The sequence below is a fragment of the Actinoplanes sp. KI2 genome, from assembly GCF_025630775.1.
In the GTDB taxonomy this organism is placed as follows: Bacteria; Actinomycetota; Actinomycetes; order Mycobacteriales; family Micromonosporaceae; genus Actinoplanes.
In genome coordinates, this window is sequence record NZ_JAOSZE010000003.1 from 133,845 (window position 1) to 150,427 (window position 16,583).

Here is a 16,583-nt window from a genome sequence, read left to right on the forward strand (position 1 = left end):
ATTATGGAAGTATTATCCGAATTCAGATCCGACCGACCGCGACCGCCACCGTGCCCGGGGCCGGTAGTGGGATCGGGGCGACGATCACGGTGCGAGGTGCGAGATGGCACTGGTCCTGGTGGCGGACGACGCCGACATCCGTGACTCGGCCACCGTCAAACCGAAGGGACTCGGCATGGCGAGGGCGCGGGCGTGAGTTCGCGGGCGTCCCAGCCGGGCGGCGATTCGACCGACATCGGCCGGTTGTTGCGCCGTACGTTCGGGGTGCTGGTGGCGCTGGTGTTGCTGATGGGGGTGGCCGGGCTGGTGTCCGCCGTCCCGCCCTTCTCGGCGGTCAGCCGGCCGTTGACCGACGTGCTACGCACCCGGGCCGCTGCCGTTGTCGTGCGAGCCCTGCTTTTCGACGGGGATCAGGGCCTGGACGGCTATCTGCTGACCGGAGACCCGACGGACCGTGCCGCGTACGAAGCGGCCCGGCGGGATTACCCGGCCGCGGAGGCGAGGCTCCGTGCGGTCACCATCGATCAGGCACGCAGCGAGGTCGAGAACGTCGCAGCGGAAGCGGACCGCTGGTGGGCAATGGCCGGCCAGCAGATCGCCGCGATGCCGGCCGACCGGCCCTCCATCGTGGAGATCCAGCAGGGGCAGACGCAGTTCGCGCGAGTCGTATCCGCCCTACGAGCGTTGGACCGGCGCCTGGTCGCGCGGATCACGGAGCTCAACCGGACCAACAACGTCCTGAACGCGATCGCGCTGGCCGTGCTGACCGTGACAACCGTGCTGGCCGGGCTGCTCGCGGTGCGAATCGGCAGGTCGGCCGTGCGGCGTATCACGAACCCGCTCGGTCAGATGCTGGAGGCCCTGGACCGGATGGGCCGCGGCGACCACGAGGTCCGGGTCACTCTCGCTCGAGCGCCCACGGAGATCGAAGCGGTCGCCGCGGCGGTGAACGCGACCGCGGACGAGGCGAGCCGGGAGCGCCGCATGTTCGATCTGTTCCAGGAGCACAGCGCGGCGGTGCGGGACCATCTTTCGCGCGGTGAGGCGGTCGCGGCGGCGGCCCAGGCCCTGGGCGATCTGCTCGACGCCGACCACGTGGTGATCCGCCTGGCCCCGGATGCCGACGGGCAGGCCGCTCCGCAGGTGTGGAGTGCGGCGGGCGCACCGGGCGACCCCACCGTGCTGGCCGGCACGACCGTGGACTGGGCGGCCTCGATGCCGGGCAAAGCCCTCGTGCGCGATGTCGAAGACGCGCCGCCCGAGAATGCGCCGCCCGAGAATGCGCCGCCCGAGAATGCGCCGCCCGAGAATGCGCCGCCCGAGAATGCGCCGCCCGAGAATGCGCCGCCCGAGGATGCGCCGCCCGAGAACGCGCCGCCCGAGGATGCGCCGCCCGAGGATGCGCCGCCCGAGGACGAGCTGTCCGGGACGGCGCTGCCCGAGGCGGAGGTCGCCGCGCTCCGCACGGCCGGAGCCGGGCTCGTGATCGCGCTGACCTTCGGCGAGGGCCGGACGGCGGCGGGGCGGCTGACCGTGGTGCGGCAGCGGGGGCGGGCGCCCTGGCGACCGTACGAGGTCCATATGGCCAGCATGCTCGCGGCCGACCTGGCGCGGGTCCTGACCCAGGCCAAGCTGTTCGAGCACACGCGCGAGCTCGTCGCTCGGATGCAGGAGGTGGACGCCGCCAAGACGGAGTTCCTGTCGACCGTCTCGCACGAGCTGCGTACCCCGTTGACCAGCGTGTCCGGCTACCTGGAGGTGCTGGTCGACCAGGAGGCCGGGCCACTGAACCTCACCCAGGAGCGGATGCTCGGCGTGATCGACAACAACGTCGAACGACTCCGCCTGCTCATCGAGGACCTCCTGCTGGTCTCCCGGATCGAGGCCGGCCGACTCTCGATCACCGACAACGCCCTCGATCTCGGTCGGGTGGCACGCGAGGCTTGCGCCGCGGTGCAGCCGACCGCGGAGAAGGCCGGAGTCACCCTGACGTGCGTCATCGATCAGCCGATCACCATTCGTGGCGATCTCGAGCACCTGGATCGGGTGGTCCTGAACGTGCTCTCCAACGCGGTGAAGTTCACCCCGTCCGGTGGCACTGTCACCGTTACCGCGCACACCAGCGGCGCGTATGCCGTGCTCACCGTCCAGGACACCGGCATCGGTATCCCGGCCGATGACCTGCCGCACCTGTTCACCCGCTTCTTCCGGGCCGGCAACGCCGTCCGGCAGGCGATCCCCGGCACGGGCCTCGGCCTGGCCATCGTGTCGAGCATCGTGGAGCGGCACGGCGGAACGGTCACCCTCGACTCCGAGGAGGGTGTCGGCACCACGGTGACGATCCGGCTCCCGATCACTCAACCGGGAAGCGATCGTGCGGCACCCGACCGATTGACGAACGTACATGAATACTCGGCCCGCTGACGCCGGGTGGCTGACCGGCGCCCTGATCGTGCTCACCGGGCTGATCGCGGCGCTGATCGTCGCGGCGGTGGTGATCCGCGTGATCCGGGTGCTGCGGGACCGCCGCCGGGATCGGCTGGCCGCCGCCCCGCGCCGGGCGCTGCTCGCGTTCGTCGCCGAAGGCGGCGAGGAGGGCGCCGAGGACCTGCTCGCGATCAGCCCACGCGCCTGGCGGGCCACCGAACCGGCGGCCGTCGCCCTGCTCGGCAAGGTCCGCGGCGACGCACACGGTGCACTGGCCGAGGTGTTCGAGCAACGGGGCGCGGCCCGCCAGGCCTTGGCGCAGCTGCACCACCCCGATGCGGTGCGCCGGGCGCGCGCCGCGGAGACCCTGGGCTACCTGGGCCGCGCGGATGCGGCCGAACCGATACACGCTCTGCTCGACGACAAGGACCCCGAGGTACGGGTGGTCGCGGCACGCGCGCTGGGCGCCATCGGCGCCCCCGCTTCCGCCGCCCCGCTGCTGGCCGCACTCGACCGCCACCGGATGCCCGCGCACCTGGTCGCCTTCGCCCTCTCCCGGATCGGCGCCGGTGCGGTTCCCGATCTGCAGACCGCCCTGTCCGACGACGCGCCGACCGTGCGCGCCACGGCGCTGAACGCGCTCGGTCTCATCGGTGCCATCGGCTCGGTCTCGGCGATCATCGACCTGCTGGATCGCGAACCGCACCCCGACGTACGCCTGGCCGCGGTCACGACCCTGGGCCTGCTGGGCGGTCGGTCCGCGGTCGCACCGCTGCGGGCGGCACTGGACCCGGCGCGGGCGTCCGGGCTGCGGGCCGCGGCCGCCCGGTCCCTGGGCGAGGTCGGCGGCCCGGACGCGGCAACGGTGCTGGGCGACCTCCTCGCCGATCCGGACTACCACGTGGCAAACGAGGCCGCGCGGGCGCTACGCCGGCTCGGCCCCCCGGGCCGGCGCCGGTTGCAGGAGATCGCCGATGACGCGTCGCCCGCTCCGGCCGCCGAGCCCGATGGTGCGTCCCCAGCCCCGGCCGCCGAGCCCGGTGCCGGGTGCAGCGTGCTCAGCCCGGGTGTTCCGCCGGGCATCGCCGGGGTCACGGCCGCCGCGCACGCCCGCCAGGCGCTGGCCCTCCTCGACCTGGAGGAGAACACCGGACGGCGTTCGCCGGCACCGTCCACGACCCATCCCGGACCCTGATCCGGCACCAACGATCACCTCGGGGGCCGACCGATGCGGTTGCTCGTTCAGGTCGGCAACGACCTTCTCCTGGCGTACTTCGTCGTACTCAACGTCAGCTACCTGCTGCTGATCGGCCTCGCCTTCGTCGAGTTCGGCCGCGCTCAGCGGCGCCGGGCGTTCAGCGGCGCCGACGAGCTGTTCCGCAACCCGCTGGCCCCCTCGGTGTCCCTGCTCGTGCCGGCGCACGACGAAGGACCGGTGATCGTGCCCGCGGTCCACGCGCTGACCGCGCTGCGCTACCCGCGATTTCAGGTCATCGTGATCGACGACGGTTCGACCGACGACACCTTCGAGCGCCTGCGTGCCGGTTTCGACCTCGTCGAGGTTCCCTACGTCGTCCCGCACGACGTCCCGAACCGCGGCGAGGTGCTGTCGATACACGTCGCCCGGAACTCGCCCGACTCGCTTCTGGTCGCCCGCAAACGCAACGGCGGCAAGGCGGACGCCCTCAACGTCGGCATCAACCTGGCCCGGCACGAGCTGGTCTGCATGGTCGACGCGGACTCCATCCTCGACCACGACGCGTTGCTGCACGTGGTCAAGCCCTTCACCGAGGACCCGCTCCGGGTCGTCGCGACCGGAGGGGTGGTCGGCATCGTGAACGGCTGCAAGGTCGCCGGCGGGCGCGTGGTCGACATCCGCATGCCCCGCCAGTGGCTGACCCGGATCCAGATCGTCGAGTACCTGCGGGCGTTCCTCACCGGCCGTACCGGGTGGTCACGTATCGGCGGCCTGATCGTCATCTCCGGCGCCTTCGGCCTGTTCCGCCGGGACACGTTGGTGCGGGTGGGTGGCATGTCGCTGGACACCGTCGGCGAGGACGCCGAGGTGGTGGTCCGGCTGCATCGCCGGCTCCGGGAGAGCGGCGACGACTACCGCGTCGTGTTCCTCGCCGATCCCATCTCCTGGAGTCAGGCCCCGACGACGCTTCGCGTGCTGGGCCGCCAGCGCCGCCGCTGGCACCGCGGCCTGGCCGAGGTGCTCCAGACGCACCGGGTGATGATCGGCAATCCCCGGTACGGCCGGATCGGGCTGCTCGCGCTGCCGTACTACCTGTTCTTCGAGCTGCTCGCCCCGTTCGTCGAACTGTTCGCGCTGTTCCTGCTGCCACTGGGCCTGCTGATCGGCGCGGTGGACCTCCAGTTCGCCTGGCGTTTCCTCCTCGCCGCCTACGGCTACGGCATCCTGGTCAGCCTGGCCGCCCTCACCCTCGAGGAGCTCTCCTTCCACCGCTACCGCCGCTGGCGCGACGTCGTCCGGGGCCTGATCGCCGCGGTCCTGGAGAACGTCGGCTATCGCCAAGTGCTGGCCCCGTTCCAGATCCGCGGGGCGTGGCTGGCCTGGCGCAAGCGCGAAGCGGTCTGGGGTGGCAACATCCGCACCGACTTCGACCAGCAGGTCGATCCGTAGCGGCACCGCGGGCCTAGCCGATGCGCTCGGCCAGCGACACGATGATCCCTTCCGGGCCCCGGATGTAGGCCATCCGCCAGGCGCCCTCGTGCTCGCCGATGCCACCGACCAGTCCGTAGCCCTCGCTCGCCGCCCAGTCGACCGCGGCCCGCAAGTCGTCGATCTCGAAGCACACGTTGCGGAGCCCCAGCTCGTTGGCCATGGCTGTCGGCGAGCCCGGCACGGAGTCGGGCCGCACAAATCTCGCGAGCTCCAGGCGGGTGCCGTCGTCCGGCGACTTCAGCATGACGATCTCGGTACGGGAGTCGGGAATGCCGCAGACCGTCTCCAGGAACTCGCCCTCGACGAACGTCCGGCCCTCGACCTCCAGGCCGAGCGCCACGAAGAAGGCGGTCACGGCATCGAGATCGGCGACCGTGATGCCGACGTGGTCGAAGCGTCGTACCCGTGGCATGAACCGTGCTCCCGTCGTCGAGCGCCTATTAATTTCGTCCACTTTGAAGTGTCGATTCGTGTTGGCTTATGCGAGTTTAGCGGAGAATCGATTCTGCCCTCTGGTTCATACGGGCGGGTGAAGTCCCACGCCAAAGCCGTGCGGTCGCTCGATCAGGTAATTGACCGGAATTTAGGCTGCCGTCAATTCTGTGGCAGTTCCCAACGCCATGTTCGGCCACCCGCCGTGCCCGCGAGCGGGTGCGCTGCCGCACCCTGCCGGGACCCGAGATGCGACTGAAGCGAAGGCACCCGTCGGAGGAACCCCAGGATGAAACCCAGAAGCCGCTCGACGCCGGCCGGAGCGGGCGGGCACACGATTCGTGGTCGCATCGTCCGCATCATGGCTCCGCCGCTCGCGGCGATGGTGGTGCTGCTGGTCGTCTTCTCGGCTGGGGAGATCTCCCGTTACCGGTCGAGCGCCGCCACCACGTCAGAGGAGAAATCGTGAGCGCACAAGCGCCCTCCGTCGATCGACCCCAGCCCAACTGGCTCCTGGACAACTTCGTCCACCAAACCGACGGTGTACGCGACGCGGTGGCGGTGTCGTCGGACGGTCTGCTGATCGCCGGTTCCGACGGGCTGGCCCGGGCGGAGGCGGACCAACTCGCCGCGATCGTGTCGAGCATGGCGAGCCTGGCCCGCAGCGCCTCGCGCCGGTACGACTTCGACGGCCTCAAACTGGTCATGATCGAGATGCGGCGCGGTTTCCTGGTGATCGCGGTCATCGACGGCGGCAGCTGCCTGGGCGTGGTGGCCGGCAGCGACAGCGACCCGGGCCTGGTCGGTTACGAGATCTCCAGGCTCGCCGAGCGGTTCGGCAGTCTCCTGACGCCCGCGCTGATCGCCGAGTCACGGCAGTCGCTGCCGCAATGACGCCGGAATCCTGGCGGCCCGCCGGATCCGGGCGTCCGGCGGACGAGGATCTCGTGGTGCGTCCGTTCATGCTCACCGGTGGGCGGACCCAGCCCGTACAGGATGGGATCCGGATCGAGACGCAGCTGCATGCGGCCCCGGCCGCGCTGTCCGCACCGCTGCGGTTCGAGGCGCGACGCATCGTCGAGCTCTGCCAGATCCCCAGATCGATCGCGGACCTGTCCTCGGCACTCGGCGTACCGGTCGGAGTGGTTCGCGTCATCGTCGCCGACCTCGTGGCCGAGGGGCACGTACTCGTGGGCCACGAGCCCGGCGAGATCTCTACCGCGTTGATCGAAAGGATCAGGGATCGTTTTCGGGCGCTCTGACACCATGACGGCCCCTCCCCGGTAGCCGTGAAGATCGTCGAGGGGGCGCTCGGCGCCATCGTGCTGGTCGACACCCGCCGCATCGAGGACTGCTTCCCGGCGATCGACTACTTCGAGACCCACGACGTCCCGTTTCATCGTCGGGGTGAACGGGTTCGACGGCACCCGCCAGGCCACCAGATAGTCCGAGTGGCCGCTCGCTACGACACGGCGCGGTCGAGGACCACGCCGAAAAGCTCGCGGTAGGCGGCGAGCAGCTCCGCGTCGCCGTCCAGCGCCCGCTCGGTCCGGCCTTTTTGATCGGTACGGACCAGCTTCCGTCCCGAGATGGTGATGCGGCCGTCCCCGTCCAGCCGAGTGCAGATAGTGCCCTTCCGGAAATGCGAACCCGGCCAGGTCTGCTGCCACCAGCAGGCCGGCTCGAAGTCGCCGAGGTCACGCGCTCGGGGCTCGACCTGGTACTCCGGCTGCCCGTCCCGGCTGACCAGCAGGTCACCCTCCGGCGTCGGGGCGATGACGAAAACCCCGCCGGGGTCCTTCTGCTCCCCGCGCTCACTCACCTTGAGCGGGTACGTCGAGTGGGCCCCGAATCCGACGTCGAACAGCCACTGTTCACCGTCGTGATCGGTCACCAGCAACGCCAGGTGATCGAGGATGGGCCCGAACCGTTCGCCGCTGTGGACCCGCACACCCACCCGCGCCACGGCGTATCCGAGTTCTTCCAGCACGATCGCGACCGCGCCGTTGAGCTCGTAACAGAAGCCGCCCCGCCGCCGCCGTACGATCTTGTCGAAAAGATCTTCGGGGTGGAGCGAGATCGTCTCACCGAGGTGGATGCCGAGGTTCTCGAACGGCACCGCCACCAGGTGGGCGCGATGCAACTCGCGCAGCGAGGTGCTCCGGTCCGCGCCGATCCGGTCAAGGTATGCGTCCACGTCCATGCCGCAAGCCTCCGACGTCAACCCGGCTTCAAGTCAAGCGCCGGCCCGCCCCGCCACAACCCGACTTTCCGCCCGGTAGCGGCGATTTCGGAGCACCGGCGCCCAGGTGGCGAGCCTTGTGCGGGACGTCACACGCTCGCGGTGCAAGGCGAGTCGGGCCGTGCCGATAGAGGGAGTTGCCAGCGGCCGGGTGGCCCAGGCGTGGCCGTGATCAGAAGGGGCGGAATACCGTCATGACAGTGCTGTTCCGGCGCGAGACGCCGCTGCCATCCCCCGTGGCCGCGATGGCCGGGCGGATGGGGACGCCGCGGCCCACCGACGGTGCGACGATCGAGAAGATCGTGGAGCAGCGGCTGTTGACCGCCGAGTTCCAGCCCGTGGTCAACCTGGCCAACCGGAACGTGATCGGCTTCGAGGCCCTCGCCCGGGGCCCGGTGGACACCGCGTTCGCCTCCCCGGCCGCGATGTTGACCGCCGCGGCAGCCAAGGAACTGCTCACCGAGCTCGACATGGTCGCCCGTGCGGTCGCCGCGGACGCCGTCCTCAAGGCGGAACTGCCCGAAGAGACGCTGCTGTTCGTCAACGCCCTGCCCCAGGGGCTGCTCGCCGACGCACCCGATGACATTGCCGACGTGCTGCGCCGGGCCCTCCGCCGGTACACGATCGTCACCGAGATCGACGAGGCCGTGCTCACCGGCGACCCGCTCATGGCGCTGGCCGCGGCGAACCGGGTCCGCGCCCTCGGCGTACGGGTGGCCATCGACAACTTCGGTGCGAGCACCGACGCGCTGGCCCTGCTCCCGCTCCTGGCGCCGGACGTGATCAAGCTCGACATGGGCCTGCTCTCCCATGCACCCAACGCCCACGCCGCGATGGTGCTGGACGCCGTGTCCGGCTACCGCCAGGCCACCGGCGCGCTCGTGGTCGCCCAGGGCGTCGAACACGACCACCAAATGCCGTTCGCCGGCGGCCTGGGTGCCGGGCTCGGGCAGGGCTACCTGTTCGGCGCGGCCGCGACGGTGCCCCAGCTGTCCGAGGAAGGCGTCGGCACCATCGCCCTGCCGACAGTGACCCCGGTCGATGGCGACGATCCCGAAGCGCTCGTCCTGCCCGGCGAGGAGATCACCGCACCGGGAGCCCTGGTGCGGGAACTCGCCGCGCGCCTGGAACGCACCGCCGCCGGCAGCGAGATCCCGGCCGCGATCGCCATCGTCTGCCCGGACGGCCGTTTCCCCAGCGGGGCGCCGCTCGCCGCCGCGAACCAGCTCGCCCGTAGCAGCGCGATGACCCTCCTGCTCGCCCCCGACGCGGAGCTGCGCCCGATCCGCCGCGTGCACATGGCGTCCCTGCCCAATGGCGACTCGCTGTTCCAGCACACCGTCATCGCGATCCTCACCCCCAGCGCCACCGCGGCCCTGGTCGCCAGCCCTGTCCCGGACGCCGAGGACACCTACACGTACCGGTTCAGCCGGGACCACGACGTGGCCGCGAGGCTGCTGCGCTACCTGCTCAAGCGCGCCGCCCACGACGACGAGGCCTGACCCGACGGCTGACCCGCACGAGAAGCTGCCGGACTCGTCTCGTCATCGTGGGCGGGTGGCGGTCAGCACGACGACGGCGATCCGGTCGGCATTGCGGTACGCGTCGGTCTCCAGTTCCTCGCCGTACACGTCGGGGTCCACTTCCCGGTAGGTCCAGCGCAGGCCGGTGCCGGCCAGCCGCCGGGTGGCTGCCTCGTGCAGCGGGTCGCGGCCGTCGGTGATCCCGGTCCCGCTGAACAGCACCAGCGAACCGCCCGGCGTCAGCCGGGGTAGGGCGGCGTCGACGACCTTGAGGGTGAGCTCGTTGCCGTTCGGGCCGCCCCCGTCGCGATACGCCCGGCCGGCCGGGTCGATCATGAACGGGGGATTGGAAACGATCAGGTCGAAGGTGCCATCCACGCCGTCCAGCAGGTCGCTGCGCGTGGGGTGCACCCGATCCAGGCCGGCCAGGGCCGCGTTGATCCGGGCGTACCGCAGCGCGGTGTCGTTGATGTCGACGGCGATGACCTGCGCCTGCGGCGCCCGTTTGGCGACGATGACCGCGCCCGCGCCGGTGCCGCAGCCGATGTCCACGACCCTGCGGATCGGCGTTGGACACGCCCGGACGTGCCTGGCCGCGGCGTCGGCCATCCGGTAGGTGTCCGGCCCGAGGAACACCGCGTCGGCCGCCGCCGGGGGGAACGCGGAGTGCACGAACAACTCGCCGTCGTACGAGGAAAACCGCACCCGGCTGCGCCACGCGTCGCCGGCGCGGTCGAGGGCCCCGCCGGCGTGCAGCAGCTCCATCAGCCGGTCGGGCAGCACGCCGGCCCGGAACGGGCGGCTCCAGCCGAACACGTCGGCCACGTTGCGGGCCAGGGCGTTCTCCGGGCGCCGGTTCACCCGCTCGTGCGTGGCGGGGGTGACGGTGACGAACCGGTAGCCCATACCCTTGAGCGCCGCGCCGAGCTCACCGAGCGCCCGGTCGCGGACGTCGGAGTGGACGGGGGCGGCATCGAGGCTCGTCATGGCTCGGTGACCTGGCGCAGCGACGACCGGCCGGACTTCCAGGCGTCCAGCACGGCGGCCGCCCACCGTGCGCCCAGCGCGAGCGCGCAGCGGGCGCCGAACAGCAGGTCACCGGCGAGTTCCGGCTCGGCCGCGGCGAACGAGCCGCACATGTCGTACGCGGCGATCTGCTCGTGCACCGCATCCGCCTCGACGTGCTCGTCGTAGAAGGCGGTGGCGTCCCGGTCGCCGCCGAGCCGGCGCAGCCCGCCGGCGTAGGCCCGGTTCGGGATCGTCGAGGTCATCTCGTACGCGGCGAGGTGCCCCAGCACGGCGGCCCGGTGGCGGCGGTGCAACGCGAACAGCGACATCACGTTGTTGGTGGCCAGCGTGTCGGCGCCGACCGCGTCGACGTACCACCCGTACGCCTGGTTCAGGCCGAACCAGCGCATCGTGTTCTTGAACAGCTCCTGGTGCATCCTGGTGACGACGCCGCCGCCGTACTCGTCGAGCTGGATCTCGATGAGGGCCGCCTTCGCGACCCCGGCCAGGCGCGGGATCACGTACGTGTGCGGATCGGCCTCGCGCAGCTGGTAGACCGAGCGGTGGATGACGAACTCGCGGAACTCCTCGTGGGTGGCCCGCCCGCGCAGGAAGCGGGAGAGCGACGGTCCGTCGTCGGCCGCCGCCAGGTCGGCGAGCCGGGCGGGCACGGTGGCCGGATCCACCGCCGCCGCCGGGCCGGCGAGCCGATGCAGCGCGGACTCGAACCGGTGCTCCAACGCGGCGCGCAGGCGCAGCAGGTCGGGATCCCACTCCCAGCGGTCGTCGACGCCGTCCCAGCCGCGATAGGCCAGCTCGTAGCAGACGAACAGGGCCAGCTGCAGATCCTCCTCGCCGTCCGGCGCCGGTGTCGCCGGCAGCGCGACGCCCCGGCCGCTGAGCGCGTCAATGACGGCCGCCGACACGGAACCTCGGGGAGCAGGAAGCTTCATGACGGCCGAATTCCCCGCCGTACGCTGGGCAAACGGTCCGTTTCAAGAGTCGCCCTGCGGGGATCTTGTCAGCATGTCAACCACGATCATCCCGTACGAGAACGGACCGCTGATCGTGCGCGGCGACTTCGAACTGCGCACACCGAGCGGCGAGCCGATCGACCCGGGCCGCGACACGATCGCGCTGTGCCGATGCGGCAAGTCCGCGATCAAGCCGTTCTGCGACGGCACGCACCGCCTGATCCGCTTCCGGGCCGGCGTGGACCGGGACACTCCCGCGCCCCGCTGACCGGCGGCGCGGGCCCGGCTTCCGTCACTGCGGGGCGGGTCGCTCGGCGGCGTCGAACGCGGGTGCGAGCGGGGCCAGCGCGGGGTGACACAATGCGCCTGTGTCGATCTCCGCGGAAGGCTCTGCCAGGGCACGCATCGTCACGGCATTGCTGCGGGACGGCAATCGGATACTGCTGTGTCACCGATCTCCCCGGCGCCGTTGGTATCCCGACGTCTGGGACATGCCCGGTGGGCACGTGGAGCGCGGGGAACTGCCCCGCGCGGCACTTGTTCGAGAGCTTCGGGAGGAGCTGGGCATCGACATCGCGGCGCCGTCGGGCCCGCCGTTGCGAGAGGTTCGTGGCGAAACGTTCGACATGCAGATCTGGCTGATCGAAGCGTGGACGGGATCTCCGGTCAACGTCGCGCCGGACGAACATGACGCCATCGCCTGGTTCACCCAGGACGCGCTGGGCGAACTGTCCCTGGCTCACGACAGCTATCTGGCGATGTTCAGCAGGGTTCTTGCCGAGTAACCACTTCCTCTGCGGACTCAGCGGAGCGAGGCGGGAAAGCGCTGCCATATCCGGTGGGCGGCCAAGGGTTCCCGTACGCCGGCCAGCGCGTCGGTGGCGCTCTTGGCGGTGATCACGCCGGGGGTGCCGGCGATGCCGGCCTGCTCGAGGACGGTGATGCCGGCGTCCCAGGCGGCGATCGCCTTGGCGTGCCGCCAGGCTTCCTCGGCCAGGCGCAGCACGCGCGGATCGGTCGCCGGCGCGTCGCGGGTGCCGGCCTTGGCGTCGCGGGCGCCGGCCGCGCCCGGTGCCGGGGCGGGGGCGTCGGCGATCAGCAGGGCGTCGAACTCGACCGACCGGGCGGTGTCGAAGGTGCGTTGCACGTCCAGGTCGCCGACCTTGCCGCCGTGCGGGGCGATGATCAGCGGCACCAGGCCGGCGGCGAAGATCGCCTCGCGTACGGTGGAAAGTTCGGGAAGATCGGCGTCCGGGCCGGTCACGATGCCGATGAGGCGGCCGTCGGCGGGCCAGGTGTTGCCCAGCTGGGACAGGGCCGGGCTCGGCGCGACCTCGGCGAGCGGCATGGTCGCGTCGGGTGCGGGTAGGCCGAGGCCGGTGGCGACCTGCGCGCACAGCTGCGGGTCGATGTTGGCCAGGCATTGCAGCTGCCGTTCCTTGATCGCCTGGTGGTAGCACTTGCCGAGCTCGAAGGTGTACGCGAGCACGATGTGTTCCTTCTCGACCGGTGACATGCTCTGCCAGAACAGCCGGGCCTGGCTGAAGTGGTCGTCGAACGAGGCCGGGCTCTGCCGGATCTTGGGTGCCTCGGCGACCCGGACCGGTACGTCGACGAAGCCGTCCTGCTTGTCGGGGAACGGGTTGCCGCCGTCCAGCGAGTTCGGCCGGTACGGTGCGACCCCGCCGTGCACCGCGTGCTGGTGGAAACCGTCGCGCAGCATGTCGTTGACCGGCGCGTGCGGGGCGTTGACCGGCAACTGGTTGAAGTTCGGCCCGGCGAGCCGGGTGAGCTGGGTGTCCACGTACGAGAAAAGGCGCCCCTGCAGCAGCGGATCGTTGGTCACGTCGATGCCCGGCGGAAGGTTGCCCAGATGGAAGGCGACCTGCTCGGTCTCGGCGAAGAAGTTGGTCGGCACCCGGTTGAGCACGAGCCGGCCCAGCGGCTGAACCTCGGCCAGCTCCTCCGGGACGATCTTGGTGGGATCGAGCAGGTCGATGCCGGCGAACGTCTCCTCCGGCGTGTCCGGGAAGACCTGCACGCCCAGTTCCCATTCCGGGTACGCGCCGGACTCGATCGCGTCGTAGAGGTCGCGGCGGTGGAAGTCCGGGTCGACGCCGCCGATGAGCTGCGCCTCCTCCCAGGTCAGCGAGTGCACGCCGAGCTTCGGCTTCCAGTGGAACTTGACCAGAACGGTCTCGCCGGCCGCGTTGACCAGGCGGAAGGTGTGCACGCCGAAGCCTTCCATGGTCCGGAACGAGCGGGGGATGCCCCGGTCGGACATGTTCCACATGGTGTGGTGCTGCGCCTCGGTGTGCAGCGAGACGAAGTCCCAGAACGTGTCGTGCGCGCTCTGCGCCTGCGGGATCTCCCGGTCGGGATGGGGTTTGCCGGCGTGGATGACGTCCGGGAACTTGATCGCGTCCTGGATGAAGAACACCGGGATGTTGTTGCCGACCAGGTCGAAGTTGCCTTCGCTGGTGTAGAACTTCGTGGCGAAGCCGCGGGTGTCGCGGACGGTGTCGGCCGAGCCGCGCGAGCCGAGCACGGTCGAGAACCGCACGAAGACCGGCGTCTCGACACCCTTGGCGAGGAACGCGGCCCGGGTGATTCCGTCCGCGGTGCCGTACGCGGTGAACACCCCGTGTGCGCCCGTGCCGCGCGCGTGGACCACCCGTTCGGGGATGCGTTCGTGGTCGAAGTGGGTGATCTTCTCGCGGAAGTGATGGTCCTGCAGCAGGGCCGGACCGCGCGGGCCCGCCTTGAGCGTGTGATCGGTGTCGCGCAGCCGGGCGCCGGTCGACGTGGTCAGGTAGGCGCCCTGCTGCGCGAAGGCGTGCGCCGGGCAGCCGGTCACCGCGCCGGTCGGGCTGCGGGTCTCGGGCGAGCCCTGCTCCGCGCTGGGCGGCGGCGGGTCCTGCGCCTCGGTCGGCTCCGCCACCGGCGGGGTCAGACTTCCGGGCGCACCGGGCACCGTGGGCTTCCCGGTGCCGGTGATTTTGGCGGCGGCGTCCTCGACGAGCTTGCGCGGGTCCATCGTCCAGCTCCTTGATAGGTGGCGGGGCCACTCCGGCGCGTACCCTGCATAAACCCGACCAAACCGGCGCTGAGCTGGTTTGGCGTCGTGGATGACCGGGCAGGACTGTGAGGTCGAGCGGCTTACCGGTCGGTGCCGGTCCGGTGCGAAGCGGGCACCCACGGCGGTACTCGGTGGCGTTCGGACGGCCAAAGGCGACCCGTGGGAGCGTCCATCAACCGTCCGGACAGCACGTGATGCGACCGCACGATGCGATCGGACGCCACGCTCCGGTCGGCACTGGATCGAGCCGTGCCACGTTCGCTCTGCCGGAGGCTGGTGCCGGTCGCCCGCCGCCGCATGACCGCCAGACTGTGTGCACCCGTCCTTGTCGGACGAATGCCGATCCGGAAACAGGCGGACGCGGCAAGGATGAGTAGGGCCACGCCGGAAATGAGTGGCACCACGATGAGCGGCATGACCTCAACGTAATTTCTACGTCTCAATCGGTCACCGACCGTGCATGCCGATACTCACTGCTGATCAGACAGTCACGTGGCCGCGAACGTATTAACCAGATCGAGTAGGGACAATTTGCCGCACGACCCGAAGGTGTCAGCGGGCCGAGAACAGGTGAGTTGCCCGGCTGGGCCCGTCGGTGAGGGACAGGGCGCGTTCCTCCGCCTCGCGGTCCACGCCGGTCAGCCGGCCGCTGTGCTGGCGTAGGTGCTCGTCCCAGCTGGGCACCAGGTACGCCTCGACGAACCGGCCCGGCTCCTCGCCGTCGCGGAACAGGCCCCAGCGCACCGCCCCGGTCCGCAGCCGCCCGAGCCGGACCGGCTCCATCGCCGCGACGAAGGCCTCCTCGTTCGCGGCCGCGACCGGGTACGAGACCGTGACCAGGATCGGGCCGTCGTGGTCGGTGGGCTCGAGCACGAGGTGCGGCTCGGGCCAGAACACGGCCGGATCGCGGTTCATCCCGGCGGTGTCCCGCATCGGCCATCGGCGCAGCGTCAGCACCCCGGCGGCCATCACCGCGGCGGCCACCAGATACGCGACGACCAGCCCGACGGCGTCGGAGAGCGCACCCCAGGCAAGGGCGCCCGCGGCCTGCGCCCCGGCGAAGACCATCTGGTAGATGGCCAGCCCGCGGGCACGTACCCAATTGGGCAGGAACAGCTGCATCGCGGCGTTGATGTTGGAGAGGACCAGCACCCAGGCCAGCCCGGCGGGCAGCAGCGCCAGCACGGCGACAGCCTCGGAGCGGACCAGCGCGAGGACGACGAAGACCACGGTGAACACGACTCCGGCCACCAGCAGCAGCCGGTTCACCGACCAGCGGGCCCGCAGCCGCGGCAGCAACAGCGCACCGGCCACCGCACCGGCGCCGACCGCTGCCAGCAGGACGCCGTAACCGCCCGAGCCCAGGCCGAGACGACGGCTCGCGACCAGGGGGAGGAGAGCCCAGAGCGCGCTGCCGGGCACCAGGAACAGCGCCGCGCGGAGCAGGATGCGGCGAACCACCGGCGAATGCCGCACGTAGCGTCCACCGGCCCGCACCGCGGCGGTGAAGCGCTCGGGCGCGTCGGCATAGTCGGCGGTCGGGGGCCGCCAGCGCCACAGCACGACCGCGAAGAAGACGAAGGTCAGTGCGTTCAGAGCGAACACCACGCCGACGCCGCTCCGCGCGATGAGCACACCGGCCACCGCGGGGCCGACGGCGCGGGCGAGGTTCATGCTGACCGCGCCCAGCGCCGACGCGTTCGCGAGCTGTGAGCGCGGCACCAGGTCCGGAATCAGGGCCTGCCAGGCCGGGGCGGTCAACGCCTGCCCGGCGCCCAGCACGAAGGTCAGTGTCAGCAGCAGGGCCGGCGGCATGTGCCCGGCCAGCGTCAGGACGGTGAGCACCGCGCCGACTCCGGCCAGGAAGCATTGGACGCCGATGAGCAGCTGGCGCCGGTCCAGGGTGTCGGCCAGCGCGCCGGAGGGCAGGGCGAGCAGCACGATCGGCAGCGTGCTGGCGGTCTGCACGACGGCCACCAGCGTGTCGCTCCCGGAGTGCTCGACCAGCAGCCACTGCGCCCCGACCGTCTGCATCCAGGTGCCGATGTTGCTGGCCAGCAGCGCGAGCCACAGGCTGCGGTAGGCCGCGATGCGCAGCGGCGCCCAGGCCGAGGGCGGCGCGGTCGCAGAGGCGCTCACACCGTACGTCTACCCCATTCCGATCATCAGAACCCGGGAAAGCGACGGGTTCCGGCCAGGAGCGTGCGGA

Annotated in this window: 14 protein-coding genes and 1 pseudogene; 9 read left to right on the forward strand and 6 right to left on the reverse strand. The window is 71.0% G+C overall.

Features of this window, described 5'->3' with window-relative positions:
• The first annotated feature begins 192 nt into the window (after positions 1-192).
• Genes ODJ79_RS03965 through ODJ79_RS03975 form a run of 3 tightly spaced genes read left to right on the forward strand, consistent with a single transcriptional unit; the run spans position 193 to position 5,074 of the window.
• The gene (locus ODJ79_RS03965) at positions 193-2,424 is read left to right on the forward strand and encodes an ATP-binding protein (RefSeq protein WP_263021922.1); all 2,232 of its coding nucleotides are present in this window, start codon (positions 193-195) and stop codon (positions 2,422-2,424) included.
• Positions 2,405-3,622, forward strand: a complete 1,218-nt coding sequence (locus ODJ79_RS03970; RefSeq protein WP_263021923.1) for a HEAT repeat domain-containing protein — start codon at positions 2,405-2,407, stop codon at positions 3,620-3,622. The genes ODJ79_RS03965 and ODJ79_RS03970 overlap by 20 nt, the downstream gene beginning before the upstream one ends.
• Positions 3,623-3,655: 33 nt before the next feature.
• Positions 3,656-5,074, forward strand: a complete 1,419-nt coding sequence (locus ODJ79_RS03975; RefSeq protein ID WP_263021924.1) for a glycosyltransferase family 2 protein — start codon at positions 3,656-3,658, stop codon at positions 5,072-5,074.
• A 13-nt stretch (positions 5,075-5,087) separates the two neighbouring features.
• Here ODJ79_RS03975 and ODJ79_RS03980 read toward each other — a convergent pair whose 3' ends face one another.
• Positions 5,088-5,528, reverse strand: coding sequence for a VOC family protein (locus tag ODJ79_RS03980; protein WP_263021925.1), 441 nt, complete (start codon positions 5,526-5,528; stop codon positions 5,088-5,090).
• A 485-nt stretch (positions 5,529-6,013) separates the two neighbouring features.
• On the opposite strand from ODJ79_RS03980, the gene ODJ79_RS03985 reads away from it, so the two are divergent.
• From ODJ79_RS03985 to ODJ79_RS03995, 3 genes and pseudogenes are all read left to right on the forward strand, one after another.
• Positions 6,014-6,442: a roadblock/LC7 domain-containing protein gene (locus ODJ79_RS03985; protein WP_263021926.1), complete on the forward strand. Its 429-nt coding sequence runs from the start codon at positions 6,014-6,016 to the stop codon at positions 6,440-6,442.
• A 53-nt stretch (positions 6,443-6,495) separates the two neighbouring features.
• Positions 6,496-6,810 carry a DUF742 domain-containing protein gene (locus ODJ79_RS03990; protein ID WP_263021927.1) on the forward strand — a complete coding sequence of 105 codons (315 nt, stop codon included), beginning with the start codon at positions 6,496-6,498 and terminating at the stop codon, positions 6,808-6,810.
• Between the two features lie 33 nt (positions 6,811-6,843).
• Positions 6,844-6,973 (forward strand): annotated as a pseudogene (locus ODJ79_RS03995) (ATP-binding protein); the annotation flags it as partial.
• A 37-nt stretch (positions 6,974-7,010) separates the two neighbouring features.
• Here ODJ79_RS03995 and ODJ79_RS04000 read toward each other — a convergent pair.
• Positions 7,011-7,751 carry an arylamine N-acetyltransferase family protein gene (locus ODJ79_RS04000; protein ID WP_263021928.1) on the reverse strand — a complete coding sequence of 247 codons (741 nt, stop codon included), beginning with the start codon at positions 7,749-7,751 and terminating at the stop codon, positions 7,011-7,013.
• Between the two features lie 233 nt (positions 7,752-7,984).
• On the opposite strand from ODJ79_RS04000, the gene ODJ79_RS04005 reads away from it, so the two are divergent.
• On the forward strand, positions 7,985-9,292 hold the full coding sequence (locus tag ODJ79_RS04005) for an EAL domain-containing protein (protein WP_263021929.1): 1,308 nt from the start codon (positions 7,985-7,987) through the stop codon (positions 9,290-9,292).
• 42 nt (positions 9,293-9,334) lie between these two features.
• On the opposite strand, the gene ODJ79_RS04010 is transcribed toward ODJ79_RS04005, so the two are convergent.
• The gene (locus ODJ79_RS04010; protein ID WP_263021930.1) at positions 9,335-10,300 is read right to left on the reverse strand and encodes a class I SAM-dependent methyltransferase; all 966 of its coding nucleotides are present in this window, start codon (positions 10,298-10,300) and stop codon (positions 9,335-9,337) included.
• The gene (locus ODJ79_RS04015) at positions 10,297-11,247 is read right to left on the reverse strand and encodes an iron-containing redox enzyme family protein (RefSeq protein ID WP_411267254.1); all 951 of its coding nucleotides are present in this window, start codon (positions 11,245-11,247) and stop codon (positions 10,297-10,299) included. The genes ODJ79_RS04010 and ODJ79_RS04015 overlap by 4 nt, the downstream gene beginning before the upstream one ends.
• Positions 11,248-11,347: 100 nt before the next feature.
• Between ODJ79_RS04015 and ODJ79_RS04020 the strand changes: the two genes are divergently transcribed.
• Together ODJ79_RS04020 and ODJ79_RS04025 are read left to right on the forward strand one after the other, a co-directional pair.
• Positions 11,348-11,563 carry a CDGSH iron-sulfur domain-containing protein gene (locus ODJ79_RS04020; protein ID WP_263021932.1) on the forward strand — a complete coding sequence of 72 codons (216 nt, stop codon included), beginning with the start codon at positions 11,348-11,350 and terminating at the stop codon, positions 11,561-11,563.
• Positions 11,564-11,663: 100 nt separating this feature from the next.
• Positions 11,664-12,080, forward strand: a complete 417-nt coding sequence (locus ODJ79_RS04025) for an NUDIX domain-containing protein (RefSeq protein ID WP_263021933.1) — start codon at positions 11,664-11,666, stop codon at positions 12,078-12,080.
• Positions 12,081-12,097: 17 nt separating this feature from the next.
• On the opposite strand, the gene ODJ79_RS04030 is transcribed toward ODJ79_RS04025, so the two are convergent.
• Both ODJ79_RS04030 and ODJ79_RS04035 read right to left on the reverse strand, forming a co-directional pair.
• Positions 12,098-14,332 (reverse strand): catalase, encoded by a 2,235-nt coding sequence (locus tag ODJ79_RS04030; protein ID WP_263021934.1) that lies wholly within the window; start codon positions 14,330-14,332, stop codon positions 12,098-12,100.
• A 594-nt stretch (positions 14,333-14,926) separates the two neighbouring features.
• Entirely contained in the window at positions 14,927-16,513 is a 1,587-nt protein-coding gene (locus tag ODJ79_RS04035; protein WP_263021935.1) for an MFS transporter, read from the reverse strand.
• Positions 16,514-16,583 lie beyond the last annotated feature (70 nt).